The sequence below is a fragment of the Nonomuraea terrae genome, assembly GCF_044465245.1.
Lineage (GTDB): Bacteria > Actinomycetota > Actinomycetes > Streptosporangiales > Streptosporangiaceae > Nonomuraea > Nonomuraea terrae.
Window position 1 is genome coordinate 194,069 of the sequence record NZ_JBITLL010000003.1, and the last position, 25,295, is coordinate 219,363.

Annotated in this window: 26 protein-coding genes and 2 riboswitches; of the genes, 7 read left to right on the top strand and 19 right to left on the bottom strand. The window is 72.0% G+C overall.

From position 1 onward, the window contains the following. Positions 1-67: 67 nt before the first annotated feature. Positions 68-628, top strand: coding sequence for a TetR/AcrR family transcriptional regulator C-terminal domain-containing protein (locus ACIBP6_RS13380; RefSeq protein WP_397051850.1), 561 nt, complete (start codon positions 68-70; stop codon positions 626-628). A gap of 200 nt (positions 629-828) precedes the next feature. Further along, positions 829-1,020, top strand: coding sequence for a DUF5999 family protein (locus tag ACIBP6_RS13385; RefSeq protein WP_132608962.1), 192 nt, complete (start codon positions 829-831; stop codon positions 1,018-1,020). A 21-nt stretch (positions 1,021-1,041) separates the two neighbouring features. Here ACIBP6_RS13385 and ACIBP6_RS13390 read toward each other — a convergent pair whose 3' ends face one another. Then, on the bottom strand, positions 1,042-1,632 hold the full coding sequence (locus ACIBP6_RS13390) for an alpha/beta hydrolase family protein (RefSeq protein WP_397051852.1): 591 nt from the start codon (positions 1,630-1,632) through the stop codon (positions 1,042-1,044). A gap of 81 nt (positions 1,633-1,713) precedes the next feature. Between ACIBP6_RS13390 and ACIBP6_RS13395 the strand changes: the two genes are divergently transcribed. Continuing rightward, complete coding sequence (locus tag ACIBP6_RS13395) at positions 1,714-2,058, top strand: hypothetical protein (protein ID WP_397051854.1); 345 nt, start codon at positions 1,714-1,716, stop codon at positions 2,056-2,058. A gap of 6 nt (positions 2,059-2,064) precedes the next feature. Here the strand turns inward: ACIBP6_RS13395 and ACIBP6_RS13400 are convergent, their stop codons facing one another. The 13 genes from ACIBP6_RS13400 to ACIBP6_RS13460 form a co-directional block, all read right to left on the bottom strand. Beyond that, the gene (locus ACIBP6_RS13400) at positions 2,065-2,874 is read right to left on the bottom strand and encodes a tetratricopeptide repeat protein (RefSeq protein ID WP_132608927.1); all 810 of its coding nucleotides are present in this window, start codon (positions 2,872-2,874) and stop codon (positions 2,065-2,067) included. A gap of 121 nt (positions 2,875-2,995) precedes the next feature. Beyond that, on the bottom strand, positions 2,996-5,827 hold the full coding sequence (gene gcvP, locus ACIBP6_RS13405) for an aminomethyl-transferring glycine dehydrogenase (RefSeq protein WP_397051856.1): 2,832 nt from the start codon (positions 5,825-5,827) through the stop codon (positions 2,996-2,998). A gap of 57 nt (positions 5,828-5,884) precedes the next feature. Next, positions 5,885-5,979, bottom strand: a riboswitch (glycine riboswitch). After that, a riboswitch (glycine riboswitch) is annotated at positions 5,980-6,076 on the bottom strand. Positions 6,077-6,160: 84 nt separating this feature from the next. Then, entirely contained in the window at positions 6,161-6,781 is a 621-nt protein-coding gene (locus ACIBP6_RS13410) for a MerR family transcriptional regulator (protein WP_111175690.1), read from the bottom strand. A 147-nt stretch (positions 6,782-6,928) separates the two neighbouring features. Then, positions 6,929-7,399, bottom strand: a complete 471-nt coding sequence (locus ACIBP6_RS13415) for a bifunctional nuclease family protein (protein WP_090771501.1) — start codon at positions 7,397-7,399, stop codon at positions 6,929-6,931. A 132-nt stretch (positions 7,400-7,531) separates the two neighbouring features. Further along, the gene (gene ftsR, locus ACIBP6_RS13420; RefSeq protein ID WP_397051858.1) at positions 7,532-8,185 is read right to left on the bottom strand and encodes a transcriptional regulator FtsR; all 654 of its coding nucleotides are present in this window, start codon (positions 8,183-8,185) and stop codon (positions 7,532-7,534) included. 61 nt (positions 8,186-8,246) lie between these two features. Next, the gene (locus tag ACIBP6_RS13425; RefSeq protein ID WP_132608925.1) at positions 8,247-8,759 is read right to left on the bottom strand and encodes an FHA domain-containing protein; all 513 of its coding nucleotides are present in this window, start codon (positions 8,757-8,759) and stop codon (positions 8,247-8,249) included. A gap of 248 nt (positions 8,760-9,007) precedes the next feature. Beyond that, positions 9,008-11,512 (bottom strand): sugar phosphate nucleotidyltransferase, encoded by a 2,505-nt coding sequence (locus ACIBP6_RS13430; protein ID WP_397051861.1) that lies wholly within the window; start codon positions 11,510-11,512, stop codon positions 9,008-9,010. 4 nt (positions 11,513-11,516) lie between these two features. Next, positions 11,517-12,098: a CDP-alcohol phosphatidyltransferase family protein gene (locus ACIBP6_RS13435; RefSeq protein ID WP_397051863.1), complete on the bottom strand. Its 582-nt coding sequence runs from the start codon at positions 12,096-12,098 to the stop codon at positions 11,517-11,519. Between the two features lie 103 nt (positions 12,099-12,201). Next, a complete protein-coding gene (locus ACIBP6_RS13440) occupies positions 12,202-13,005 on the bottom strand; it encodes a GNAT family N-acetyltransferase (protein WP_397051865.1) in 804 nt (267 codons plus the stop codon). Next, entirely contained in the window at positions 12,998-13,600 is a 603-nt protein-coding gene (locus ACIBP6_RS13445; protein WP_397051867.1) for a phosphoribosylanthranilate isomerase, read from the bottom strand. The genes ACIBP6_RS13440 and ACIBP6_RS13445 overlap by 8 nt, the downstream gene beginning before the upstream one ends. A gap of 10 nt (positions 13,601-13,610) precedes the next feature. Then, on the bottom strand, positions 13,611-14,024 hold the full coding sequence (locus ACIBP6_RS13450; protein WP_397051869.1) for a hypothetical protein: 414 nt from the start codon (positions 14,022-14,024) through the stop codon (positions 13,611-13,613). 110 nt (positions 14,025-14,134) lie between these two features. Then, on the bottom strand, positions 14,135-14,815 hold the full coding sequence (locus ACIBP6_RS13455) for a response regulator (protein ID WP_132608920.1): 681 nt from the start codon (positions 14,813-14,815) through the stop codon (positions 14,135-14,137). Next, positions 14,812-16,416: a sensor histidine kinase gene (locus ACIBP6_RS13460; RefSeq protein WP_397051871.1), complete on the bottom strand. Its 1,605-nt coding sequence runs from the start codon at positions 16,414-16,416 to the stop codon at positions 14,812-14,814. Before ACIBP6_RS13460 ends, ACIBP6_RS13455 begins: the two co-directional genes overlap by 4 nt. A gap of 127 nt (positions 16,417-16,543) precedes the next feature. Here ACIBP6_RS13460 and ACIBP6_RS13465 point away from each other — a divergent pair, with 127 nt between their 5' ends. Then, the gene (locus ACIBP6_RS13465) at positions 16,544-17,131 is read left to right on the top strand and encodes a class I SAM-dependent methyltransferase (protein WP_132608919.1); all 588 of its coding nucleotides are present in this window, start codon (positions 16,544-16,546) and stop codon (positions 17,129-17,131) included. 235 nt (positions 17,132-17,366) lie between these two features. On the opposite strand, the gene ACIBP6_RS13470 is transcribed toward ACIBP6_RS13465, so the two are convergent. The 3 genes from ACIBP6_RS13470 to ACIBP6_RS13480 are packed head-to-tail and all read right to left on the bottom strand — an operon-like array spanning position 17,367 to position 19,759. Beyond that, positions 17,367-18,152 carry an enoyl-CoA hydratase/isomerase family protein gene (locus ACIBP6_RS13470; RefSeq protein WP_397051872.1) on the bottom strand — a complete coding sequence of 262 codons (786 nt, stop codon included), beginning with the start codon at positions 18,150-18,152 and terminating at the stop codon, positions 17,367-17,369. Further along, positions 18,149-19,063, bottom strand: coding sequence for an alpha/beta hydrolase (locus ACIBP6_RS13475; protein WP_397051873.1), 915 nt, complete (start codon positions 19,061-19,063; stop codon positions 18,149-18,151). The genes ACIBP6_RS13470 and ACIBP6_RS13475 overlap by 4 nt, the downstream gene beginning before the upstream one ends. 9 nt (positions 19,064-19,072) lie before the next feature. Beyond that, positions 19,073-19,759: a gamma-glutamyl-gamma-aminobutyrate hydrolase family protein gene (locus tag ACIBP6_RS13480; RefSeq protein WP_397051875.1), complete on the bottom strand. Its 687-nt coding sequence runs from the start codon at positions 19,757-19,759 to the stop codon at positions 19,073-19,075. A gap of 663 nt (positions 19,760-20,422) precedes the next feature. On the opposite strand from ACIBP6_RS13480, the gene ACIBP6_RS13485 reads away from it, so the two are divergent. Then, positions 20,423-21,547, top strand: a complete 1,125-nt coding sequence (locus ACIBP6_RS13485; protein ID WP_397051877.1) for a globin domain-containing protein — start codon at positions 20,423-20,425, stop codon at positions 21,545-21,547. 26 nt (positions 21,548-21,573) lie between these two features. On the opposite strand, the gene ACIBP6_RS13490 is transcribed toward ACIBP6_RS13485, so the two are convergent. Next, a complete protein-coding gene (locus ACIBP6_RS13490) occupies positions 21,574-22,365 on the bottom strand; it encodes a helix-turn-helix domain-containing protein (RefSeq protein ID WP_397051879.1) in 792 nt (263 codons plus the stop codon). 149 nt (positions 22,366-22,514) lie between these two features. Here ACIBP6_RS13490 and ACIBP6_RS13495 point away from each other — a divergent pair, with 149 nt between their 5' ends. Beyond that, positions 22,515-23,594: a WD40/YVTN/BNR-like repeat-containing protein gene (locus tag ACIBP6_RS13495; protein ID WP_397051881.1), complete on the top strand. Its 1,080-nt coding sequence runs from the start codon at positions 22,515-22,517 to the stop codon at positions 23,592-23,594. 392 nt (positions 23,595-23,986) lie between these two features. Continuing rightward, positions 23,987-24,295, top strand: coding sequence for a hypothetical protein (locus tag ACIBP6_RS13500; protein WP_397051883.1), 309 nt, complete (start codon positions 23,987-23,989; stop codon positions 24,293-24,295). 95 nt (positions 24,296-24,390) lie between these two features. Here the strand turns inward: ACIBP6_RS13500 and thyX are convergent, their stop codons facing one another. Further along, positions 24,391-25,173 (bottom strand): FAD-dependent thymidylate synthase, encoded by a 783-nt coding sequence (thyX, locus tag ACIBP6_RS13505; RefSeq protein WP_132608913.1) that lies wholly within the window; start codon positions 25,171-25,173, stop codon positions 24,391-24,393. Positions 25,174-25,295: the final 122 nt, after the last annotated feature.

Here is a 25,295-nt window from a genome sequence, read left to right on the forward strand (position 1 = left end):
ACGCCGTCGCGCGACACGGGCGGAAATCGCCCTGGAGCGACCGCCTTTACATAGTAAGATGATCACCATGCCCGCCAAACGACCGTCCGTCCCCCTCTCCCGCGAGCGCATCATCGAGGCCGCGCTCCACATCGCCGACAGCCAGGGCCTGCGCCGGCTCACCATGCGCCGCCTGGGCGACGCCCTGGAGGTGGAGGCCATGGCGATCTACCACCACCTCCCCCGGGGCAAGGAGGCGCTGATGGACGCCCTGGCCGAGCACGTCACGGCCGTCCACGTCGAGCCGGGCCCCACCTGGCAGCAGACGGCCAAGGCGTGGTGCAGGGCGGGCCGTGAGCTGCTGCGCGAGCATCCCGGCGTGCTCGCGCTGGCGCTGACCAAGCCGCCCAAGGGAGCCACCGCCGTGGCCGTCAGGGAGCAGACCGAGCAACTGGCCGAGGCGGGCCTGGACAACGCCGCCGAGGCCGTACGCGCGCTGCGGGCGTTCGTGTTCGGCAGCGTGGCCGTCGAGGTGCAGCAGTCCGGCTGGGCCGACCCCGCGGTCGACCAGTGGGTCAGGCGGGACGAAAGAGCCGATATGGACTTCGAGCGCGGACTCGACGCTTTGCTCAAGGGATTGCAAACGTGATGCGCGTGTCGCGCTTGGCCCGTTATCCTGCATAAGGCACGCTGTGTCAAAGGTCACACGTTCCGGGGATCCTCCTGTAACAGTCAAAAGGGGCTATGTCCGAACGCGTGGCACGCGTCGCACACTTGCCAGGAACAACCCGAGCCAGGCTCCCACCCCAGGTCACCGGGAGCACCCACGAGATATCCGGAGGCACGATGATGTGCCCGCACGACCCACCCTGTCCGGACGCCGAGGCACCGGACCGTGAGGCGGCACGCACCCTCGCCTGCCACCCCGAGCAGGGGTGGAGCCTTCTCTGCAACGGCGTCGTCCTGTTCGAGGACACCGGTGAGCTGCTGCCCAGCGGCATCGTCATCGCGCCGCACCGGCCCGTGGCCGGCGCGGTCTGACTCACCCGGAGGCGATCCCGGCTACGCGTAGCGGGTGATCCACTCCGCCACGATCTCACCCACCCGGGCGGGGTCACGCTTCAGGTCGTGCCCCTCCCCCGGCAGCACCACCAGGCGCGCGGCGTCCTCGGCGTCGGGCACGCCGAACGGGTCACGGTCCCCGTTGACGACCAGCACGTCCACTCCGGCGCCGCGCAGCTCGCCGGCCCGGGAGCGATCCGGCTTCCCCGGCGGGTGCAGCGGGAAGGCCAGCGCCACGACCGCCGCCGCGCCGACCGCCTTCGCCGTACGGCAGGCGACCCGCGCCCCGTTGCTCCGCCCGCCCTGCACGACGGGCAGACCGGGCAGGCGCGTACGCAGCTCGTCCAGGACGGCCTCCCACGCCTCGTCCTGCCGGGCCGGCGAGCCGGGCGCCCGCGCCCCCGCCACCCGGAACGCCTGTGTCACCCTGGCCACGCTGGCGCCCACGGCGAGCGCGGCGTCGCGGACGGCCAGCAGGTCGGGAGCGTCGACGCCGCCGGCCGACCCGTGGGTCAGCACCAGCAGCAGCCGCGGCCGCGCGGCCTCGTCGATCTCGACCAGCGCCGGCCCCCGCGGCGTCATCACCTGCATGCCAGCACCGTACCTGGGGAGGATGCCAAGTTGGCTCTCAGGTCTGATGACGGCGAGGCTCCCAGGCTGGATGATGCACTCATGCCAGACACACGCCCGCTCCGGGACGAGCTGCAGGCCACTCTCGACGCGCGCCGCGACCTCGGCCCCGACTACGAGCCCGCGCTCATCGACTCGTTCGTCGACCGCATCGACGCGACGATCACCGCCCGCGTACGCGCGGAGCTCGACCACCACGGGGCCGCCCCGCGCAGGAAGCCGCCGGCCTCGCAGCTGATCCCGCTCGCGCTGGGCTCGATGGGCCTCGGCATCCCGCTGACGGCCATCGGGGCGGCGCAGGCAGGAGGGGTCGGCCTGTTGATCGTGTGGCTGGCGATCGTGGTCATCAACGTGGCCGCCGCGGTGGCGATCATCCGCCGCCCCTGAGACCGGTCAGGCGTCGCGCTGGTAACGCAGCCGCACCTCCGCGGCCAGCGTCTCGTCCTCGTGCTCCAGCCCGTACGTCCAGACCCGGTCGGCGTCGTCGGCGCGCCCGCGCAGCGGAAGCGTGCGCGCCAGCAGCTCGATCGCCAGGGCGCCCGTGCGCGGGTCGGCGCCGTCCTCCAGGCTCTCGGCGAACTCGGCGCAGGCCAGCTCCAGATGCGCGATGCCGAGCTGGACGCGCAGCCCCGGCATCTCGTCCGCGGGCGCGAACTCCAGGGCGTCCAGCAGCACCTCGGCGGCCGCCCCCGGCTCGCCGTGCTCCATCATCAGGTCCGCGAGCTGCTGCGCCGCGTGAGCGCCGACCCCCTCGTCACCCGCCTCCATGCTCGTCTCCATGGCGGCGCGGAACTCCCGCTCGGCCTCCTCCAGGTTCTGCGCCCGCACGGCCAGCCGGGCCAGCGCGAGGTGGGCCAGCGGCACGTACGCGGCCGTGCCGACGCCCAGCACGGCCTGCCAGGCGGCCCTGGCCTGGTCGTCGCGCCCCTCGCGTTCGAAGCCCTGGGCGAGGTGGCAGGCGGCCTGGGCGGCGAACTCGGGATGCCCGGTGGCCAGCGCGGTGCGGGCGGCGGCCCTGGCGGCCTCGACCTCGCCGCGTTGCTCCAGCACCACGGCCAGCCCGACGGCGGCCTGCGCCCGGTCGGGCTCCTCGTGGTCGGCGGCGAGCTCGGACAGGATGGCGGCGGCGCCCTCGAGGTCTCCGCGTTCGGCGAGCAGGCGGGCGGTGTCGAGGGGCGAGGTCTGCAGCTCTGATGACGTCAAGGAGGCTCCTCGGGGCGACGGTCGCCCCGAGCCTAACGATTTCCGGCGATCATGTCTGCCCACTTGCCGCCGAAGGACTGGCCGGATCGGTCGGCCCCGGCCGGTCCTTCGGCGCGCGGGCTCAGTCCTCGTACGCCTCGAGGGGCGGGCAGGAGCAGACCAGGTTGCGGTCGCCGTAGGCCTGGTCGATGCGGCGCACCGGCACCCAGTACTTCCCGTCGCGCAGCGAGGGCACCGGGTAGGCCGCCTCGCTGCGGGTGTACGGGTGCGGCCACTCGTCAGCGGTGACCGCCGCGGCCGTGTGCGGGGCGTTGCGCAGCGGGTTGTCGCTCTTGTCGTAGTCGCCGGAGGCCACCTTGGCGATCTCGCCGCGGATGGCGATCATGGCGTCGACGAACCGGTCGAGCTCGCCGAGGTCCTCGCTCTCGGTCGGCTCGATCATGAGCGTGCCGGCCACCGGGAACGACATGGTCGGCGCGTGGAACCCGTAGTCGATGAGCCGCTTGGCCACGTCGTCCACGGTGACGCCCGTCTCCTTGGTGATCTGCCGCAGGTCGACGATGCACTCGTGCGCCACCAGGCCGCCGCGGCCGGTGTAGAGCACCGGGTAGTGCGGGGCCAGGCGCCTGGCCAGGTAGTTCGCCGACAGGATGGCCTGCTCGGTGGCCGCCTTGAGGCCCTCGCCGCCCATCATCCTGGCGTACGCCCACGAGATCGGCAGGATGCCCGCCGATCCGTACGGGGCCGCCGAGACCGGACCGACCGGGGCGCCGTCACGCAGCGGGTGGCCGGGCAGGTAGTCGGCCAGGTGCGCGCGCACCGCGACCGGGCCGACGCCGGGGCCGCCGCCGCCGTGCGGGATGCAGAAGGTCTTGTGCAGGTTGAGGTGGGACACGTCGGCGCCGAACGCGCCCGGCTTGGCCAGGCCGACCAGGGCGTTGAGGTTGGCGCCGTCGACGTACACCTGGCCACCGGCCTCGTGCACCTTCTCGCAGATCTCGGTGATGGTCTCCTCGTACACGCCGTGCGTCGACGGGTACGTCACCATGATCGCCGCGAGGGCGTCACGGTGCTTGGCGATCTTGGCGTCGAGGTCGGCTAGGTCGACGTTGCCGTTGTCGTCGCAGGCCACGACGACGACCCGCATGCCGGCCATGACGGCGCTGGCGGCGTTCGTGCCGTGGGCGGAGGACGGGATGAGGCAGACGTCGCGCTCACCCTGGCCGCCCGCGCGGTGGTAGGCGCGGATGGCCAGCAGGCCGGCGAACTCGCCCTGGGAGCCGGCGTTCGGCTGGATGGAGACGGCGTCGTAGCCGGTCACCTCGGCCAGCCAGCTCTCCAGCGTGCCGATCAGCTCGCGATAGCCCTCGGACTGCTCCTCCGGCGCGTACGGGTGGATCGCGGCGAACTCCGGCCAGGTGATGGGCTCCATCTCGGTGGTCGCGTTCAGCTTCATCGTGCAGGAGCCGAGCGGGATCATGGAGCGGTCGAGGGCGATGTCCTTGTCCTGGAGCTTGCGCAGGTAGCGCAGCATCGCCGTCTCGGAGCGGTACTGGTGGAAGACGGGGTGCGTGAGGTAGTCGCTCTCGCGCAGCAGCGTGTGAGGCAGCGCGTCGGCGGCGCCCTCGATGTCCACACCGGCGGCGGGCGCGCCGAAGGCGGCCCACACCTTGGCGATCTCGGCGGCGCCGGTCTTCTCGTCGCAGGAGACGGAGACGTGGTCGGCGCCGGCCTGCCAGAGGTTGACGCCCCGCTCGGCGGCGGCGGCCACGACCTCGGCGGCCCGGCCGGGCACGCGGGCCAGCACGGTGTCGAAGAACTCGTCGTGCACGACCTCGACCCCGGCCCGGCGCAGCCCGTCGGCCAGGACGACGGCGTACCGGTGCACCCGGTGGGCGATGCGGCGCAGGCCCTCGGGGCCGTGGTAGACGGCGTACATGCTGGCGATGACGGCGAGCAGGACCTGGGCGGTGCAGATGTTGCTGGTGGCCTTCTCGCGGCGGATGTGCTGCTCGCGGGTCTGCAGGGCCAGCCGGTAGGCGGGGCCGCCGTCGGCGTCCACCGACACGCCGACCAGGCGGCCCGGCAGCTGCCGCTGCAGCCCCTCGCGTACGGACATGTAGGCGGCGTGCGGCCCGCCGAACCCGAACGGCACGCCGAACCGCTGCGAGGAGCCGATCGCGATGTCGGCGCCCAGCTCCCCTGGGGCGGCCACGAGCGTCAGGGCCAGCAGGTCGGCGGCGGCCACGACGAGCGCGCCCGCCTCGTGCGCGGCGACGGCCACGGCGCGGAAGTCGCGCACCCGCCCGGAGGCGCCCGGATACTGGACGAGCACGCCGAAGCACTCGGGCAGCTCGCCGTCCAGCGCGTGCTCCACGAGGGTGATGCCGAGCGGCTCGGCGCGGGTGGCCAGCACGGCCTTGGTCTGCGGCAGCGCGTCGGCGTCGATCACGAACACCGAGCTCTTCGACTTGCCCGCCCGGCGGGCCAGCGTCATGGCCTCGGCGGCGGCCGTGCCCTCGTCGAGCAGCGACGCGCCGGCCACCGGCAGGCCGGTGAGGTCGGAGACGACCGTCTGGAAGTTCAGCAGCGCCTCGAGACGGCCCTGCGAGATCTCCGGCTGGTACGGCGTGTACGCGGTGTACCAGCCCGGGTTCTCCAGCAGGTTGCGCCGGATGACGGCGGGCGTGACGGTGTCGTAGTAGCCCAGGCCGATCATGGAGGTGAGCACGCGGTTGCGCCCGGCCAGGGCGCGCAGCTCGGCGATGGCCTCGGCCTCGCCGATCGCGGCGGGCAGCTTGAGGCTGTCCTTGGCCCTGATGGCCTCGGGCACGGCCACCGCCACCAGGTCCGCCACGGACTCGAAGCCGACGGCCTCGAGCATGCGCTGCTGCTCGGACTCCGAGGGCCCGATGTGCCGGGACGAGAAGGGCGGTGCGGTCAGGTCGGTCATGGAGGTGCCTCCCGAGGCTATGGAGACCGGCGCCAGGGCGCGGGCGAGTGCCGGATCTCCCCCTCTGTCAACGGGACCTGAGAGCTTCACCCCGGTGGGGCTTGCACCGTCGGTGAGGCGCGTCTGGCGAACGCGCCTGCTTTCCAGAGTTGCCTCGCCCAGCGGTACCGGATGCCTGAGAGATTCCGGGGAGGGTTGCTCCTTCGGCGCCCCGGGATCAGTGCCCGGGGACTCTCCCGCACGGGGTCGTCAGCCTTACCCGTCCTAGATTACTACGGTGCGCCGGGATGGTGAGGATCGGCCGGGTTCGCCGGCCTGTCGCGGGAGCCCGGATCAGCCGATGCGGCGCGCGCGGCGCCGGCGGGCGAGTTCGTCAGCGGGGTGGTCGGCCGGGACGGTGTCCTCGACCGCCGCGCGTTCCCCCGGCAGCTCCGCGAGGGAGCCCTCGACCTCTCGCCAGACCCGGCCGAGCGCGATGCCGAACACGCCCTGGCCGCCCTGGAGCAGGTCGATCACCTCGTCTGCGGAGGTGCACTCGTAGACGCTGACGCCGTCGCTCATGAGGGTGATCTGCGCGAGGTCGGCGACGCCGCGGTCACGCAGGTGCTGCACGGCCGTGCGGATCTGCTGCAGCGACACTCCCGTGTCGAGGAGCCGCTTGACGACCTTGAGCACCAGGATGTCGCGGAAGCTGTAGAGGCGCTGCGAGCCCGAGCCCTGTGCGGCCCTTATCGTGGGCTCGACCAGGCCCGTGCGCGCCCAGTAGTCGAGCTGCCTGTAAGTGATGCCGGCCGCCGCGCAGGCCGTCGGCCCGCGGTATCCGATGTCGTCCGGCAGCGTCGCCGGCTGCTCGTCGAAGAGCAGGCCCTGCTCCCCGGCACGCTGCCGCGCACTCTCGCGCCGCACCGGATCTTCCTGGCCGGCCGTCTTACCCTCGCCGCTGCTGACCGCCACGCGGACCTCCGGCTTTCTCTCATCCCGTGGCCTGATCTGGGGGTTGGTAAAGTGCGGCCACGGGTTTCACTTGCACCGTAGGACCGTGACCATGCTCAGTCAACGATCCGGCTCGGCGCGTCGTGAAGCGTAAATGCACTGAAATACCTACCCCGCCCGGCCGAAGTCCTCGGGAGTGATCGTGTCAAGGAACTCCCTGAACTTCTCCACCTCGTCCTCCTGGTCGTCGGGGATGATCACGCCCGCCTCCTGCACGACCTCCTCGCTGGCGAAGATGCGCGCCCCCGTGCGCAGGGCGAGCGCGATGGAGTCGGACGGCCGGGCGCTGACCTCCACGCCGTTGGAGAAGACGAGATCGGCGAAGAAGATGCCGTCGCGCAGCGCGACGATGTTGACCGCCCGCAGGCCGACGCCGAGGGCGCTCAGCACGTCGCGGAACAGGTCATGAGTGAGTGGCCGCGGCGGCGGCTCCTCCGCCTGGGCGAGGGCGATGGCCGTGGCTTCGGTCATGCCGATCCAGATGGGCAGGAACCGTTCCCCGTGTGCCTCCTTGAGCAAGACGATCGGCTGATTTGTGGGCATCTCAACTCTTACGCCCACGACCTCCATCTGCAACACGGGCTGCTCCGTAATCCTGACCGGTCACCCGGCACAGCTCTTCGAACATCGCTTCTGGCTGAATGGCTCTTCGTTTCAACGTAACACCCGCAGGGCCCGGAATGTGCCCCCGCCTCCCAGCTCGCCCCGGCCTCAACCTCCGAGGACCGACCGGACTCCCGTGCGCACAAGGGACGCGTGCAGATCGAGCAGGAGCGTGGACAGCTCCCTCGCCGCCTCGTCGGCCTCGCCGATGGCGCCGGGGGCGCGCCGCTTGAGTATGGGGGCGACGGTCTGCTCGACCAGGCCGCACTCGCGCTCGGCCGCCGCCTTGACCGCGCGCAGGTGGCGGGCGTGCAGGCCGAAGCGGGACAACGAGCCGACGGTGCGGGCCACGGTGAGGGCCTCCTCGTCGTAGCGGCGGGCCACCGGGGCGAGCAGGCCGTAGTCTTCGAGCTCCTCGAGGGTCTCCTCGTCGATGCCGGCAGCCTCCAGCAGCTCGGCCCGGCTGAGCCTGACCTCCTGCTTGTCCTGCAGCACGCGGGGGCGGCCGAAGCTCTCGGCCATCTTGTCCTTGATCACCCGCAGCGGCAGGTAGTTGTCGCGCTGCTCGGTGAGGATGAAGCGGAGCTGCTCGACGTGCAGGTGGGTGAACTTGCGGAAGCCGGACGGGCTGCGCTCGGGCTCGATCAGGCCCTCACCCTCGAGGAACCGGATCTTGGAGACGGTGACATCGGGGAACTCGCCCTGCAGCAGGGCGAGCACCTCCCCGATGCTCATGTGCGAGCGTGCGGCCTGTGAGCTCATGCCGCCTCCCGCAACGGCTCCCCCGCTGGGGACGTCTCCATGGGTCGCTCACTCCGCCCGCTCATGCGCCTGGGTTGCCGCGCATCAGGAAAAGAAGGCGGAACTTGCCGATCTGCACCTCGTCTCCGGAGTGCAGCGGAACCTCCTCGATCCGCTCGCGGTTGACGTAGGTGCCGTTGAGGCTGCCCACGTCGCGCACGGAGAACTGGCCCCCGCGGTGCCGGTAGAACTCGACGTGGCGGCGGGAGACCGTGATGTCGTCGAGGAAGATGTCGCTCTCCGGGTGGCGCCCGGTCGTGGTCAGGTCTTTGTCCAGCCTGAAACGGCTGCCCTGGTTGGGGCCCCTGGTCACCGTGAGCAACGCCGCGCCGGGCGGGAGCTGCTCGACGAGCGCCCGCTCGGCCAGGAGCATGTCGCCTGTCTCAGCCTCGTACGCCTCGATTCCCGCGACGGAGATCGTCGACGTGGTGTCCCCGGAGACCTCGGGTCTGGTCAGCGGTGACCCACAGCGGGAACAGAAACGGGCATCCTCGGGGTTGGCGTGCCCGCACTGCGTGCAGTAGACGCTCGGCATCGATCGGCTCGGCCTCCTACCGCGAAGACACGGTGCTTTCGGGCGCGCCTGCCTTCGCTCTTTCACGTTTGCGAATGCCGCAACTTACGCTGATCAGCGGCAAAGGTCAAGGCGGGGCGCTGGACTCGGGTGTCGGACGCAGACAAAGTTACCGCTGCGCCCGCCCCGTGGTCCATGCCGCCGCGCGTTTCAACATTACGATCTTGCGGCACTCCGCGCGCACGTCGCGGGCATGGATTTTTCCGGGATCAGGTGGCGGCCTGCTCGACGATGCGGGCCCAGCGCTCGAGCAGGGTCTGGGCGGCGTCCACGTCCCACGCCTCGGCCCACAGGTCGGTGACCGGCTCGGCGGCGGCGGGCAGCACGAGCACCCAGCTGCCGTCGTCACGGGCCACCCGGACGCCGTCGGTGGTGTCGATGCGGCAGCCGTCGGGCTCGGCCTCGGCGGCCTCCATGACCGAGCGCATGACGGCGCCCTTGGCCGCCCACGGCGTCGGCACGGCGCGTTTGAGCAGCTTGACCTCCGGGATCCGCGCGTCGATCTGGCTGAGCGACAACCGGGTGCGGGCGACCAGGCCGAGCAGCCGCATGAACGCGGCCAGCCCGTCGATGGCGGGGCTGAACTCCGGGACCACGAAGCCGCCGCGCCCGTCGGCGGCGAAGATCATGTCCGGGCCGGCGGCCGCCGAGGTGAGGGCGTCGAGCGAGGTGGTGGTCCACTGCACCTGGACGCCGTGGAAGCGGCAGACCTGCTCGGCGACCCGGGTCGTGGTGACCGGCAGGGCCACCCGGCCGCCCTGGCGTTCGGCGGCGACCAGGTCGAGCACGACGAGCAGGGCGCGTTCCTCGCTGATCAGCTGGCCCTTCTCGTCGACGAGGGCGATGCGCTCGCCGACCGGGTCGAACCGCACGCCGAACGCCGCCCGCGAGGAGCTGACCAGCTCCGACAGGCGTTGCAGGTCGCGGCGGCGGCCGGCCAGCGTCTCGGTGGGCGAGACGTCGTCGAGGCGCGCGTTGACGGTGAGCACCTCGACGCCGACCCGCCCGAGCAACGTGGGCAGCACGAGCGAGGAGGTGCCGCCGGCGCAGTCGACGACCACCTTCATGTCGCGTACGCCGCTCACGCCGACGTGGGTGAGCAGCTCGTGGGTGTAGTCCTCGACGGCCCTGGACGGGTAGGTGAGCTCGGCGATCTCGCCGGGGAAGGCGCGGCGGAACTCCTGGCGGGAGAAGACCCGCTCCAGCTTGCGCTGGGCGGCCGGCGGCAGGTCGGCGCCGCGGCCGTCCATGATGACGATGTCCACGCTCTGCGGGTCGCCCGGGGTGGTGCGCAGGGCGATGCCGCCGGCCGCCGACTCCCTGGCGGTGTGGAAGCGGGTGACGGGCATCGGGGCGGCCTCGAGGTCGAGCACGTTGATGGCGCTGGCGGTCAGCGCGGCGTTGACGGCCCGCTTCAGCGCCCTGGCGGCCAGCGAGCAGTCGCGGGAGGTGACGACGTGGGCGCCCTTGCGCAGGGTGGTGGCGTACGCGCTGGCCAGGCGGACGCAGAGCTCGGTGGTGATCTCGACGTTGACCAGGCCGCTGACGCCGCGCGGGCCGAACAGGTTGCGCTGGCCGCGCGACTCCCAGATGACGCTGGTGTTGACGACCGCGCCGGCCTCGATGGTCTTGAACGGGTAGACCTTGACGCCGCTGGAGACGTACGCTTCGGCCTCGATGACGCACTCGTCGCCGATGACGGCGTTCTCCTCGATGCGGGCGCCGGCCATCACGTCGGTACTCTTGCCGATGACGCAGCCGCGCAGGTGGGCGCCGGGGCCGAGGTAGACGTTGTCGTGGACGACCGCGCGGTGCAGGAAGGCGCCCTCGCGGACGACCGCGTTGTTGCCGAGCACGGTGTACTCGCGCAGCTCGGCGCCCGCCTCCACCTTGGCGTAGTCGCCGACGAGCAGCGGGCCCTTGAGCACGGCGTCGGGGTCGACCGAGGCCGAGTCGGCCACCCAGACGCCCGGGGAGACCTCGAAGCCGCCGATGTCGAGCTGGACCTTGCCCGACAGGGCGTCGGCCTGGGCCTTGAGGTAGCTCTCGTGGGTGCCGACGTCCTCCCAGTAGCCGTCGGCCACGTAGCCATAGATGGCGGCGCCGCCGGCGAGCAGGGCGGGGAAGACGTCGGCGGACCAGTCGACCGGCACGCCCTCGGCGACGGCGTCGAGGACCTCGGGCTCCATGACGTAGATGCCGGTGTTGACGGTGTCGGAGAAGACCTGGCCCCACGTGGGCTTCTCCAGGAAGCGCTGCACGCGGCCGGAGTCGTCGACGATGATGATCCCGAATTCGAGCGGGTTGGGGACGCGTTTCAGGCCGATCGTCACCAGCGCCCCATTTTCCCGATGAAAACGGATCATGTCGGACAAATCAATATCCGTCAGGGCGTCGCCGGAGATGACGAGGAATCGGTCGTCGCGGAGCCGGGCGGCGGCGTTCTTGACGCTTCCCGCGGTGCCGAGGGGGACGTCCTCGGTGGCGTACTGGAGATGCATGCCGAGCTCGTCGCCGTCGCCGAAGTAGTTGCGCACGAGGGCGGCGAGGAACTGCAGCGTCACCACGGTCTCGGTCACGCCGTGCCGCTTGAGCAGGCGTAACACGTGTTCCATGATCGGGCGGTTGGCCACGGGGAGCAGGGGCTTGGGCTGGTTGGCGGTCATCGGACGCAGCCGAGTGCCCTCCCCGCCCGCCATGACGACCGCCTTCACCCGATCACTCCTTCTTGGCCGCGGTTACGAGTTGTCGCACCTGTACCACATACAGCACCCCCGCCCACCAGTACAGGCCCGTTCCCCAGAGCGCGAATGCCCACCCGACGATCTGGGCTATATCGGCATACCACCCAGCATGGGAGCCAAGGAAGAGGAGCGGGAAGGCGTACATGAGGTTGAACATGGCCGCCTTGCCCAAAAAATGCACCTGAAGTGCCCTATATCCGTATTTGCGGAGTACGAGGATGGAACATCCGACGAAGGCCTCGCGCAGGAGGATGGCGGCGACGAGCCACCAGGGGATGATCTCGCGCACCAGCAGCGCGAAGATCGTGGAGAAGACGTAGAGCTTGTCGGCGGCCGGGTCGATGAGCCGGCCCAGGCGGCTGGTCTGGTTGAACGCGCGGGCGATCTTCCCGTCGAGCCAGTCGGTGAAACCCGCCACCGCGAGCACGCCGATGGCCCAGCCGTCCTCCCTGGGCCCGAGCACGAGCCAGAGGAACACGGGCACACCAAGCAGGCGCAGGAAGCTCAGCAGGTTGGGGACCGTCCAGATACGGTCCTCGGCGGAAGTTTCACTCACGCAGCAGACCCTACTGCGTGGAACTCGGTCTCAGCGGTCTCGGATGGGCACATCTGTTCCATCCGTTTCCGCAGGTGGTGTCCGGTTTTCTGACCGGGGTGGGTCAGGTGCGGAGGAAGTCGTGCGTGCGGCCTTTCTCCTCGAAACCGAGACGGGCGTAGAAGCGGCGGGGCCAGCCGGCGGAATCGGCCACCAGGAAGATCAGTTCGGCTCCGGCGGCCGCCGCGAGCATGGCCGCCATCAGGGCCCGCGCGTATCCCCTGCTGCGGTGCCGCTCGGTGGTGAAGAGGTTCTCGATCTGGGCGACGCCGCTGTGGACGTACAGGTCGGCGCGGGCGGCGATCTCACCCTCGGCGGTGCGGATCGCGTGGAAGCCGACCGTGCCGGCGCCCCGCAGCCGTGCCTCGGCCCGCCGGGCCAGCTCGTCGATCACGTCGGCGGGGGCCTGCGGCAGCGTACGGCGCCAGTCCCGGCGCAGCACCGGCACCAGCTCGTCGAGGCCGAGCCGCTCGGCTCGCGGCGGATCCTGGGGGGCGTCGCCGCGGAAGGCCATGACCAGGTTCGTCTCGTGTGCGTAGCCGGCGGCGGCGAAGGCGGGAGCGAGCGCCGTGCCACGGCGGTCTTCGTGAACGCACACCAGCCGGTGCGCGCGCTCGGCCGGCACCTCATCGGCTGCGGCGAGCAACCGCCCGGCCGCATCGTCGCCCGCCGTCCGGCCCCTGAGCTCGGTGTCGTCGGCCGCTGTCCGCACCATGAGCTTGTTGTCGTCGTACGAGCCGGGGAAGCGGTCGTCGAGCACCGCGAAACCGCCGGGCGCCGGCACCACGCGAGGGGCCTTGCGACGGGCGAAGTCGTGCAGGAAGCCGACGGCGCGGGCGAGGCCGACGGCCCGGGCGGGCTCATCCACGCGGGGCGGCTGCGCGTACGGCCCTCAGGAACGCCTTGATCAGGGTGGAGTCCTTCACTCCCGGGGACGTCTCCACCCCGCTGGAGACGTCGACGCCCCAGGGATCGGCGGCGGCGATGGCCTCGGCCACGTTGGCCGGGTCGAGGCCGCCCGCCAGCATCCACTGCCCCGAGGGGCGGCCGCGCACGGCGGACCAGTCCCACGGCTGACCGGAGCCGGCGTGGGGGGCGTCGACGATGAGCAGGTCTTCGTCGTAGGCCCCGCAGCCCAGGTCGGCCTGGGCGTCCACGGCCCGCACGAGGCGGACGCCGAGGTCCTTGAGCGCGGTGAAGTCGCCGTGGGGGTGGCGGCCGTGCAACTGGACGCCTCGCACCCCGGAGGCCAGCGCCGCCGCGCGCACGGCCGCGGGGTCCTCCCCGCGGAACACGCCGACGGTGAGGACGTGTGCGGGCACGAGGGCGGCCAGCTCGGCGGCCCGCTCGGGCGTGACGCGGCGCGGGCTGCGGGTCATGACGACCCCGACGGCGTCGGCTCCGGCCTCGACGGCGGCGGCGACGTGTTCCGGCTCGCTCAGGCCGCAGATCTTCACATACACGCCTCCGACCTTAGCGGCGGCGGGCGGCCGCCGGTGACCACGCCCAGATCAGCACCGCGGTGATGAGACCGAACAGCGCCACCCCGTTGGGCACGTGCGCGCCGAGCCACATCCAGGTGACGTGCTGGGCGCCGCCGATGAGGAACAGCGCGACGCTGGCCAGCGCCGGCCAGCCCGCCCCGCGTCCGGGACGCCAGACGAGCACCGCCAGCACGGTCTGGACGAGGGCCAGCAGATGCACGACCATGCCGGCCATGAGGTGGCTCTCGAGCATCGAGTCGGACTCCACCGACTGGCCGGCGAACGAGGCGGCCACCAGCAGCGCAGCCGCGTGGGCGGTGACGGCGACGCGCAGGCCGTAGAGCAGCCCGGAGGAGACCTGGCCGCCCGGCTCGGTGCGGGGGGCGGCGGCGGTTTCTCGCATGATGATCCTTTCGGGGACTGTCAAGGACCACATGGTCGCCGCGCGGACCCCGGCCGGTCGTCAGCCTGGGGGATGACCCGCCGCTACACCTCCGGGCGGACCCGCCCCGATCAGCCGCCGCGTCTGGGGCGTACGGGGCGGAAGGAGGCGTCGACGAGGCCGGTGCGGTGGGCGACGACGGCGGCCTGGATGCGGTTGCGCAGGCCCAGCTTCTCCATGGCCGCGGCGATGTGGGTCTTGACCGTGGTGACGCCGACGTGCAGCTCCTCGGCGATCTCCGCGTTGGACAGGCCCGTGCCGACCAGGGCGAGCACCTCCAGCTCGCGCTCGGTCAGCCCCGGGGGCGCCGACGGGGCGGCGGCCTGCTCCTCCGCGTCGAGGAAGCGCTCCACGACGCGGCGCAGCACCGACGGGGCGAGCAACTGCTCGCCGGCCGCGGCCCTGCGGACGGCGTCGACCATGCGCTCGGGGTCGTCGTCCTTGACCAGGAAGCCCACGGCGCCGGCGCGCAGCGCGGCGTAGACGTTGCCGTCCTCGGCGAACGTGGTCAGCACCACGATCCTGACGCCGGGCCGGGCGGCGAGCACCCGCCTGATCGCCTCCAGGCCGTCGACCCGCGGCATGCGCAGGTCCATGAGGATCACGTCGGGCAGGTGGCGCTCGGCCAGGCGCACGGCCTCGGCGCCGTCCTCGGCCTCGGCCACGACCTCCATGTCGCCGGTGGCCTGCAGCAGCATGCGCACGCCCGCGCGGACGAGCGCCTGGTCGTCGGCCACGAGCACCCGGATCACGCGGCGCTCCCCGAGGGCAGGCGGCTGGGCAGGTGGGCGGCCAGCAGCCAGCCGCCCTCGCCGTCGGGGCCGGCGCTGAGGGTGCCGCCGAGGGCGCGCACCCGCTCCCGCATCCCGGCCAGACCGCGCCCGGAGGAGGGCAGCCGTTCGACGGCCGTGGGCGGGCGGCCGTTGCGGATCTCGACCTCCAGCCCCTCCTGCGTGGGGACGACGGAGACGCGGACCCGGGTGCCGGGGCCTGCGTGTTTGAGCACGTTCGTGAGTCCTTCCTGGACGATGCGGGCCGCGGAGGCGCGGGCGATGAGCGGGGCCTGGTCGGCGGCCGGGTCGAGGTCGAGGTCCACGACGAGGCCGGCGGAGGCCATGCGCTCGGCGGACTCGCGTACGACGTCGGCGGGGTTGGCCGGCAGGTCGGGCTGACGATCGGGGTCGCGCAGCAGGTCGAGCAGGTCACGCAGGTCCTGCAGGACCTGGTGGCCGGTCTCGCGGATGTCGTTGAGCGCGTCGGCGACGGGGCCGTCGGGGGCGGTGTAGCGGGCGGCGCCGGCGCGCAGCACCATCGCGCCGACGTGGTGGGCGACGATGTCGTGCACGTCGCGGGCGATGCGTTCGCGTTCGGCGAGCTGGTCGGCCCGCACCTGGGCGACGGCGGCGCGCGCGGCCTCCTCGGCGCGCAGCCGCTCCGCGGCCACCGCGGCCCTGCGCACGCCGAGGTAGCGGCCGATCGCGATGGGCGTGGCGACCAGCGACATCAGCACGCCGACGCGGAAGGCGGTGATCTGGGTGTCGTCGCCGACCACGGCGATGGCGCTCAGCAGGCAGCCGGTCAGGTACGCCGCGACCGTCCACGGCCACGACTGCACCCGCATGGCGAACACGCCGATCGCGATGAGCGTCAGGATCACGCACGTGTTGACGGCGTCGTCCAGATAGGTGTCGGCGCAGACCAGCAGCACGCCCTGCAGCAGGAAGACCAGGCCGGGCAACCGGCGGGCGATGCCCAGCGACAGGCCGCCGACGACGGCGAGCAGGCCGACCACCCAGACGGGCAGGCTGCCGGAGTGCCAGGTGGTCCACGTGCTGAGCACGGTGATGGCCACGCCGCCGGCCGCCAGCAGCGCGTCGGGGGTGACATCGCGCTCGTCGAGGCGTTCGGCGGAGCTGCGCAGGTACGCGCCCAGCACGGCGGGGAAGACGGGCAGCAGCACGGAGTACACCCACATGTTGCCGGTGGGCGCGGCGCCGGGGTCGGCGACGTTGAGCGCGGTCGCGACGATCGTGGCGACGACGGCGAGCGCGGTGGCCCGCGCCTTCGAGCGGAATCCGGCCACGCCGAGCGCCACGCACACGAGGATCTGCGCGGTGTTGGAGGTGAACGAGCCGATCTGGTCGGTGAGGGCGAGAAAGGCGGCGAGGTAGAGGGTGACCGGGACCGGCCAGCGGCGTACGAGACCCATGGGCAGGCCGACCAGCAGCGCCATCGGGATGTTCGCCTCGGCGGGCAGGAATGAGGTGTCGCCCGCGTTCGCCGTGGTCAGCAGGTCGAGGCTCATTCCCGAGGCCGCGAGCAGGACGTCCAGCGGCACACCACGCCAACGCATGGACACAAGGTATCCGCCGGGCGTGACCGGCTGATCCCCCGCGCGGAGGACCCCGCCTCCTCCAAGTGGCCGGACATCCGCCCGGAGGGTGGAGCGATCTACCCCGATCTTGCTCTACGTTCGGGTCATGTCGAACGACACCGCAGTTTTCCTCGGACAGTTCCTGCGCTCCCCCGGCACCATCGGCGCGGTCGCTCCCAGCTCCCGCCGCCTGGCCGCGGCCGTCTGCGCGCCGATCCCCGAACGCGGCGAGCCCGTCGTGGTCGAGCTCGGGCCCGGCACGGGCTCGTTCACCTCCGAGATCCAGCGGCGGCTGGGCGGGCGGGGCCACCACCTGGCCGTTGAGCTCAACGACAAGATGGCGCGCCTGCTGTCCGAGCGTTTTCCCGCCGTTGACGTCGCGCACGCTGACGCGGCGAAACTGAGCCAGTTGCTCGGTGAGCGCGGGCTGCGCTCGGCCGACGTGGTGGTGAGCGGGCTGCCTTGGGCGGCGTTCCCCGACGGGTTGCAGCGGGATCTGCTGACGGCGGTGACGACGTCCATGACGCCGGGGGCGGCGTTCACGACGTTCTCCTACATCCACGCCATCCCGCTCAGCTCGGCGCGGCGTTTCCGCGCGCTGCTGGCCGAGCGGTTCGAGGAGGTCGTGCACGGGCGTACGGTCTGGCGCAACACTCCCCCGGCCTTCGTCTTCACCGCACGTCGTCCCCGCTGACCGCACCGGATGGGGGTCCGGCCGCCCGATCGGCGCCTGGATCGGGTGGCCGTACCATCGCCGGGAAGCTCCCTGCTCAACTCCCTGGCGGGTGTTGTCCCGGGTGTCGCGGCGGGCTCATGAGCCCTCTCGTGCCCCCGGGCGTTCGGGTGGCTGACCTCCTCCTCGGCCGTCTCAGCGGATCCACCGTCATGAGGGCTCGCCTACCCGGGTGCGGGGGAAGCACACGCGCCGCTCAGCCGAACGACGGCGGCCGCTTCTCGCGCAGCGCGCGCACGCCTTCGGCCACGTCAGGGCCGGTGAAGCCGAGGAACTCCATCGCCAGGGAGGCGTCGAACGACGGGCCGGCCAGGCGCAGCCAGTTGTTCAGCGAGTATTTCGTCAGCCGGATGGCCTCCTGCGCGCCCGCGGCCAGCCTGACGGCGATCTCCATCGCCTTGGCGGGCACCTCGTCGTCGTCGACGCACAGGCTGACCAGCCCCATGCGCTCGGCCTCCTCGCCCGTGACGGGCTCGCACAGCAGCAGGTGGTATTTCGCCTTGGCCAGGCCGCACAGCAGCGGCCAGACGATCGCGGCGTGGTCGCCCGCCGCCACCCCGAGGCGGGTGTGGCCGTCGATGATGCGGGCGGTGCGCCCGGCGACGGAGATGTCGGCGAGCAGCGCGACGGCCAGGCCCGCGCCGACGGCCGGGCCCTGGATGGCGGAGACGATCGGCTTGGAGCAGTTGAGCACGTTGTAGACGAGGTCGCGCGCCTCGGCGAACACGCGCAGCCGGGTGGCGTGGTCGCGGGTCATCTCCTCGATCATCGACAGGTCGCCGCCGGCCGAGAACGCCCGCCCCTCCCCCGTGACGAGGATCGCCCGGACGGAGTCGTCGCGGTCGGCGTCGCGCCAGACCTCGCTCAGCTCGCGGTGGGCGGTGGCGTCGACGGCGTTGAGCCGGCCCGGCTCGCTGATCGTCACCCGCAGCACGCCCTCGGCCGGGGTGTCGGTCCTGAGCTTGGCGTACGGGCCCGTCACCAGGCCTCCCGCAGCCGGCGGGCGACGTAGTCGCGGGCCTCGGTCGCCTGGTCGAACAGGCCGGGCAGGACGAAGAAACTGTGCACCGCGCCGTCGAACCTGCGCAGCTCGGCAGGCACCCCCTCCTCGGCCAGCCGGTGGGCGTAGCGCTCGCCCTCGTCGCGCAGCACGTCGTATTCCGCCGTCACGACGGTGGCCGGGGCCAGGCCGGACGCGTCGGGCAGGCGCAGCGGCGACAGGCGCGGGTCGGCCGGGTCGGCGCCGGGGGCGTACTGGCGGGCGAACCAGGCCATCTCCTCGGCGTCGAGGCCGTAGCCCTTGGCGAACTCGGCGTAGCTCGGCGTGTCCATCGCCACGTCGAGCACCGGGTAGACGAGCACCTGGTGGGCCAGGCGCAGCCCGGCGTCGCGGGCCTGCCAGGCGGCCACGGCGGCCAGGTTTCCGCCGGCGCTGTCGCCGATCACGGCCACGCTGCCGTTGCTCTGGTAGAAGGCGGGCCGGGCGAAGATGTCGCGCACGACCGTCCAGGCGTCGTCGGCGGCGGCCGGGAACGGGTCTTCGGGGGCCAGGCGGTAGTCGACCGACACGACGACCGCTCCGGTGCGGATGGCTAGGTCGCGCCCGGCGGCGTCGTTGCGCTGGACGCTGCCGAAGACCCAGCCGCCGCCGTGGAAGTAGACCACGACGGGCAGCGGCCCGTCGCCGGGGTCGGCGCGGTAGATGCGGACCGGGACGCCCTCGGCCAGCTCGTCGCGGACGAGCGGCAGCTTGGTCAGCGGGCCACGGTGGAGCGCCAGGGCGTCGCGCGCGCGCATCTCCCGGATGGCGGCCAGGTCGAGCGTGGCCAGGTCGGCGTTGAGATCCGACGGATACCGGGCGAGGTGATCGCGCGCCTGGGGGTGCAGCGGCATGATCGAAGCCTATCGGGCCGCCTCGACGAACGCATCGAAGAGCCGATTGTCGTCACCGCGCTCGGGGTGCCACTGGACGCCCACGCCGAAGCGGTGGCCCTGCAGCTCGACGCCCTCGACGATCTGGTCGTCGGCCCAGGCCACGGCCAGCAGGCCGCTGCCGAGGCGGCGTACGGACTGGTGGTGCGGCGTGGCGACCTCGACCTTGTCGCCGACGGCCTTGCCGAGCTTGCTGGAGACGCTGACCTGGATGGTGTGGCCGCCGCCGGGCTCGGCGTGGCGGTCGTCGCCGAGCACCTCGGGCAGCCACGGGATGAGCGTGCCGCCCTGGGCGACGTTGAGGACGTGCATGCCGCGGGCGATGGCCAGGATCGGCACGTCGGCGCGGACGGCGGCCCTGGCCAGGGCCAGCTCGAACCGGTCGCGGTGGGCCTGGGGCTCGGGCACCCGCTCGTCGGGCTCGCCGTTGTAGGTGTCGGCCCCGACCTCGACGCCGCCGGCCAGGACGACGCCCCGCAGGCCGCGTACGTAGTCGTCGACGGCGTGCGAGCCGAGCGGTGGCAGGACCACGGGCGCGCCCCCGGCACGCGAGACCGCCTTGGCGTAGGAGGGCGGAGAGAGCACGGCCTCGCGGACCCAGTCTCCCCAGCGGGCGGCTTCGAAGTAGGCGGTGATTCCGATCAGGGGTCGGGACATGCGGTCTCCAGGGGGCATGGTGGAGTTCGCGCCGTCACCGGCCGGACCGGGGCGGCGGGCACACGCCCCATCATGGCGCACTCTCTTTCCCGATGGTCACCCCTCCCAAAGATCCCTTGGCTCCCGCAGGGCACTACTTCCGGCTTTCGTCCCTTTCTCCCCCTGAGCGCGAAGATCCCGCTCGGGGAAGGCGGGCGGCGGTGCCGGCGATCAGGCGAGTGCGGACCGAGGCGCCCCGTGGGGCGGCCGAGGGCGCCGGCGAGCCACCAGGAGGCGTCCGTGCGCGGCGAGGGCGAAGAGTCGCGCCCCAGGCGACCCGCCGGGGATGCAGGATCAATCGCCGGGCAAGCGAGTGATGGAAACCGCTTTCACGCGACATTTCCGCTTGTCGGCCCATGTTTCGACCAATGCGATGGTCATTCACATTTTCCGGCGATAAATGACCGAAGGGCGGCTGCGGATAATCACAGCACCACTACGGATAGTTCGGCTTCGCACCTTATTGGGGTGAAACGGTTGTGACACGCCATCAGTGGTGTAACACTCACTTTCGAGCGCAGGGCATATGCCGGGGTGGGGCCCGGCGCTCACGACCCGGAGCCGTCAGGGAGGTGGAACGACAAGACCGGAACGCGTTTCCGGTCAAGGGGTGGGATTGGAAATATGTCGTTGAATCCGCGCCTGGTAAAGGAGAGTTTCTCCGTCGTCGAGCCGCAGGCCGCCAAGGCCACGGCCTACTTCTACGGCCGGTTGTTCGCTGAGAGTCCGCATCTGCGTGGCATGTTCCCGCCGGCGATGGACATCCAGCGCGACCGGTTGTTCAGCGCGCTGACGCGCATCGTGTGGAGCGTGGACAGTCCGGACGGCATGGCGGCCTATCTCGGGCAGCTCGGCCGGGACCACCGCAAGTACGGCGTGGTCGCCGACCACTACACGGCCGTCGGCAACGCGCTGCTCGCCACGATCCGCCGCTTCGCCGCCGACGTGTGGACGGACGAGATCGAGGCCGCCTGGGTGTCGGCGTTCGCGGCGGCGGCCGACGCCATGATCCGCTCGGCCGAGCAGGACGCCGGGGTCTCCCCCGCCTGGTGGCTGGCCGAGGTCGTCGACCACGAGCCGCGCCACCGCGACATCGCCGTCCTCACGCTGCGGCCGACGCAGCAGCTGCCGTACACGCCGGGGCAGTACGTCAACGTGCAGACCGCGCGCTGGCCCCGGGTCTGGCGGACGTTCTCCATCGCGAACGCGCCGCGCCCGGACAACACGATCAGGCTGCACGTACGCGCCGTACCGGGGGGCTGGGTCTCCACGGCGCTGGCCCGGCACACCCGCATCGGCGACACGGTCATGCTCGGGCCGCCGATGGGCACGATGGCGCCGCGCGAGAACAGCGAGCGCGACGTTCTGTGCGTGGCCGGCGGCACCGGGCTGGCCCCGCTGAAGGCGATCATCGAGGGGATCATCGACTCCGGCCGCCGGCCCAACATCCACCTGCTGTACGGCGCCCGCACCGCCGACGAGCTGTACGACCTGCCCGACCTGATCAGGATGGAGTCGTCGTTCCCCTGGCTGCGGGTGCTGCCGGTGGTGTCGGACGAGCCCTCCTACGACGGCATGCGCGGCCATCTGCCGGAGGTGACCCAGCGCTTCCACTCGTGGGCCGAACACGACGTGTACGTGTGCGGCCCGACCTCCATGGTCAACGAGACCGTACGCCGGCTGCAGTCGGACGGCGTGCCGCTGTCGCGCATCCACCGCGACGTCGTCCCTGACGAGCGCGCCGTGTAGCCCGCCTTCGCACGAGGGGGTCGCCGCTAGTTCCTGCGGAACGCCTGGGCGGTCTCCTCGTCGTTCGGCCAGAAGGTCTCGATCGCCAGCTCGGAGACCGTCACGTCCACCGGAGCGCCGAACGTCGCGATCGTCGTGAACATGGACAGCACCCGGTCGCCGGCCGCGATCCGCAGCGGCACCAGGATGTCGCCGGGGCCGGGCACGTGCGCCACGTTCAGGTCCACCCCGGGGTAGGTGTACGAGGCCAGCTCGTCGTGCAGCTCGGCCAGCCGCCCGTCGCCCGACACCTCGGCCTGGCGGCGCAGCTGGTGCAGCAGGTGGGCGCGCACCTCGGCCAGGTTGAGCAGCCTTCCGCCCATCGCCTCCGGGTGCAGCGACAGGCGCATCACGTTGACCGGCTCCTCCAGCAGCTCGGCCGGCACGCCCTCCATGAACATGGCCGCCGCCCCGTTGGCCGCCACCAGGTTCCACGCCGCGTCCACCACGAGCGCCGGGTAGGGCTCGTGCCCGGCCAGGATCTTGTCGAGCGCCTCGCGGACGACGCGCATCTCGCGTACCTCGTGTTCGGGATAGACGGGGGCGAACCCGGCGACCACCAGCAACCTGTTGCGGTGCCGCAGCGGCACCTCCAGCTCCTCGGCCAGCTTCACCACCATCTCGCGGCTCGGCCGGGCGCGGCCGGTCTCCAGGAAACTGATGTGGCGGGCCGACACTCCCGCCTCGATGCCCAGGTCCAGCTGGCTCACCCGCCGCCGTTGCCGCCACGACCGCAGCAACGCACCGAACGACTCCTCTTCCACGGCGACAGCACTCATGCCGGGCACGCTATCGGCCCGCGGGGAAGAGCCGCGATTACCTCACAGGTCATGCCGCCTCGTTCTCCGGGCGGTGCGGAATCGCCCAGTCCTCGGTTACTGTCGGTGGCGCGTGGCACGATGGCCGCAACCGAACATGGGAGCGTGCTATGAGTGACGCAGTGCTCGCGATCGGCACCAGAAAGGGCCTGTTCCTGGCCCGCTCGACGGGCGGCGGCCCCTTCGAGATCCAGCCGATCCAGTTCTCCACGGTCGCGGTGCCCTCGGTGGCGATCGACACCCGCGGCGCCACCCCCCGGCTCCTGGCCGGCATCGAATACGGCCACTTCGGTCCGTCGGTCATGTATTCGGACGACCTCGGCCAGACCTGGCAGGAGGCGGAGCGCCCGCCGATCGCCTTCCCCGAGAAGACCGAGACGACGCTCACGCGGGTCTGGCAGATCACGCCCTCACCGTCGGAGCCCGACGTGGTGTGGGCGGGCGTCGAGCCGGCCGCCCTGTTCCGCTCCGAGGACGGCGGCGTCACCTACGAGCTCGTCGAGGGCCTGTGGGAGCACCCGCACCGCGAGCGGTGGGAGCCGGGCGGCGGCGGCCTGTGCCTGCACACGATCGTCCCCCACCCCACCGACCCGCGCACCATCGGCATCGCGGTCTCGGCCGCGGGCTTCTACCGCTCCTTCGACGGCGGCGTGTCGTGGGAGGCGGCCAACCAGAACATCCGGGCCCCGTTCATGCCGGAGGGGCAGCAGTACCCCGAGTTCGGGCAGTGCGTGCACAAGGTGTGCCTGCACCCGTCCCGGCCCGGCCGTCTCTACCTGCAGCACCACTTCGGCGTCTACCGCAGCGACGACTTCGGCGGCACCTGGAAGGACATCGGCTCGAGCCTGCCGTCCGACTTCGGCTTCCCGATCGTCGTCCACCCGTCGCGGCCCGGCACCGTCTACGTGCTGCCGCTCCACGCCGACATGGACCGCACGCCGGTGGGCCACCGCTACCGCGTGCACCGCAGCGACGACGAGGGCGAGACGTGGCAGCCGCTCGCCAAGGGCCTGCCCGACGAGCCGGTCTACGCGACGGTGCTGCGCGACGCGATGACCGCCTCGGAGGCGGGGGTGTTCTTCGGCACGCGCGACGGCGAGGTCTACTGCTCGCGCGACGACGGCGACACCTGGTCCCAGGTCGCCCGCCACCTGCCCGACGTCCTCACGGTCCGCGCGGCGGTCCTCTAGCCGTTGCCTTCCTCCTCGGGCTCCTCGGGGGAGTCCGTCCCACGCCACCCTCAGCCCTGCCCACAGGGCTCCTCCTCCGGGGCAGGGGAATGCCCGTGGGCCGGGCTCTCTGCCGTACGGCTGCCGGTCCGGATCCGACGGCGGAGGCCGGTGTGCCACGCCGAGGGCCGGTGTTCCCGGCTGGTCCGACCGCGCCGGCCGAGGTACCCGGCTGGGCCCGCGGTGGGGCCTGCGTGCCTGACCGCGGCGACGATGTGGGCCGGTGTGCGGCTCGCGCGTTCGGCGGCACTGTCGGTGATGGGCTCGGGCGGCGTCAGCGTTCGCCGTGCTGCTCCGCAGGTGTCCGATTCCTTCCTGGCCTGTCGAGGGCCAGGGTTCCACGGAGGTGTTCGATGACGGGACCGGTCACGATGGTGGTCTTCGTGCTGCCGAGCGTGCTGCGGCGGTGGGTGAGCGGGCACACCGAGGTCAAGGTCTTCGCCGTGAGCGCCGACCGCGACTCCCCGCCCACCCTGGGCTCGGCCCTCGACACGCTCCGCCGTACGCACCCTCTGCTGGAGGAGCGGCTGCGCGACGAATACGGCCGCATCCGCCGCCACATCAGCATGATCGTGTGCGGCGAGAACGCCCGCGGCGTCGGCGGCCTCGACTGCGCCCTTCCCCCGGGCGCCGAGGTCTACGTCCTGCCCGCCCTCGCTTAGGAAAGCGCCTGGGGAAGCGCCCAGGAGCAGCGCCTGCGACCGGCGCCTACGACCAGCGCCCGAGACCGGCGCCCGAGACCGGCGCGCCGAGACCGTCAGACCTTGCGCCAGCCCGGGATCCAGGCGCCGTCCTCGACGACGTAGTCGCCGAAGAGGGCGGGCGCCTCGACGCGCATGAGCTCGCCGATGCGCTGGAAGAGCATCCGGATCTCCTCTTCGGCGCCGGCGGCGGTGCGGGCCTCGATCGTGTGCCGCAGCGTGCGCACGTTGGCGGTCCACACGAGCCCGGTCGCCACGCCCTCGGGGGCGAACCTGCGCATGAACGACGTGCGGTGCTTCTTCTCGGAGAAGTTCACGCCCTCCTCGTCAAGCCCGAAGTGCTCGGCCATCCACAGCTGGAACTGCTCCAGCTGCTCCAGCACGGCGGAGGCGCGCTTCATCAGCTCGTCGTCGGCCTGCGCCCACTCGGGGAACCAGAACGGCAGCTCCTCCAGCCGGACGAAACGCATCGACTCCTGCGAAATGGCCACCCCTGGGCGGTGACGGACCAGTTCGTGCGTCAGCACGCGGCTCACGTTGTGGAGCACGAAGCTGAAGCTGATGTGCTCCAGCACCGAGCCGTGCGCGCTGGCGAGGATGTTACGCAGGTAGTCGTCCTGGTTGTCCCTGATCCTGACCACGTTGGGGTTGAGGCCGGGCTCGAAGGAGCGGTAGCAGAGCCGGCCGGCGAACTCGGCGAGGTTCTGCGCGTCGAGGTCACCGCGGTCGAGCCGCTCGAGCCAGCTCTCTCCCCCGACCTCGCGGAGGTAGCGGGCCAGCTCGTCGTAGTCGAGCGCCGGACGGGCGACGATGAAGACCTCGGGTTCGACAGTGCGCATTGGGGAGCCCCCGCTCGGATCGGCAGTGTGACGGCCCAAGCAAACCAGGTCACGGCCATGAGCGCGACTCAGGCGCCCGGCGCACACACCAGCGTACCGGGGCAGGCGGGCGGCGGCGCGGG

Bases quoted from the DNA above. Each gene is read 5' to 3' on its own strand.
- ACIBP6_RS13380 (WP_397051850.1), top strand. From the start codon at position 68: ATGCCCGCCAAACGACCGTCCGTCCCCCTCTCCCGCGAGCGCATCATC.
- ACIBP6_RS13385 (WP_132608962.1), top strand. From the start codon at position 829: ATGTGCCCGCACGACCCACCCTGTCCGGACGCCGAGGCACCGGACCGT.
- ACIBP6_RS13390 (WP_397051852.1), bottom strand. From the start codon at position 1,632: ATGCAGGTGATGACGCCGCGGGGGCCGGCGCTGGTCGAGATCGACGAG.
- ACIBP6_RS13395 (WP_397051854.1), top strand. From the start codon at position 1,714: ATGCCAGACACACGCCCGCTCCGGGACGAGCTGCAGGCCACTCTCGAC.
- gcvP (WP_397051856.1), bottom strand. From the start codon at position 5,827: ATGACCGACCTGACCGCACCGCCCTTCTCGTCCCGGCACATCGGGCCC.
- ftsR (WP_397051858.1), bottom strand. From the start codon at position 8,185: ATGAGCTCACAGGCCGCACGCTCGCACATGAGCATCGGGGAGGTGCTC.
- ACIBP6_RS13425 (WP_132608925.1), bottom strand. From the start codon at position 8,759: ATGCCGAGCGTCTACTGCACGCAGTGCGGGCACGCCAACCCCGAGGAT.
- ACIBP6_RS13450 (WP_397051869.1), bottom strand. From the start codon at position 14,024: ATGCGAGAAACCGCCGCCGCCCCCCGCACCGAGCCGGGCGGCCAGGTC.
- ACIBP6_RS13460 (WP_397051871.1), bottom strand. From the start codon at position 16,416: ATGCGTTGGCGTGGTGTGCCGCTGGACGTCCTGCTCGCGGCCTCGGGA.
- ACIBP6_RS13465 (WP_132608919.1), top strand. From the start codon at position 16,544: ATGTCGAACGACACCGCAGTTTTCCTCGGACAGTTCCTGCGCTCCCCC.
- ACIBP6_RS13475 (WP_397051873.1), bottom strand. From the start codon at position 19,063: ATGCCGCTGCACCCCCAGGCGCGCGATCACCTCGCCCGGTATCCGTCG.
- ACIBP6_RS13480 (WP_397051875.1), bottom strand. From the start codon at position 19,759: ATGTCCCGACCCCTGATCGGAATCACCGCCTACTTCGAAGCCGCCCGC.
- ACIBP6_RS13485 (WP_397051877.1), top strand. From the start codon at position 20,423: ATGTCGTTGAATCCGCGCCTGGTAAAGGAGAGTTTCTCCGTCGTCGAG.
- ACIBP6_RS13490 (WP_397051879.1), bottom strand. From the start codon at position 22,365: ATGAGTGCTGTCGCCGTGGAAGAGGAGTCGTTCGGTGCGTTGCTGCGG.
- ACIBP6_RS13495 (WP_397051881.1), top strand. From the start codon at position 22,515: ATGAGTGACGCAGTGCTCGCGATCGGCACCAGAAAGGGCCTGTTCCTG.
- ACIBP6_RS13500 (WP_397051883.1), top strand. From the start codon at position 23,987: ATGACGGGACCGGTCACGATGGTGGTCTTCGTGCTGCCGAGCGTGCTG.
- thyX (WP_132608913.1), bottom strand. From the start codon at position 25,173: ATGCGCACTGTCGAACCCGAGGTCTTCATCGTCGCCCGTCCGGCGCTC.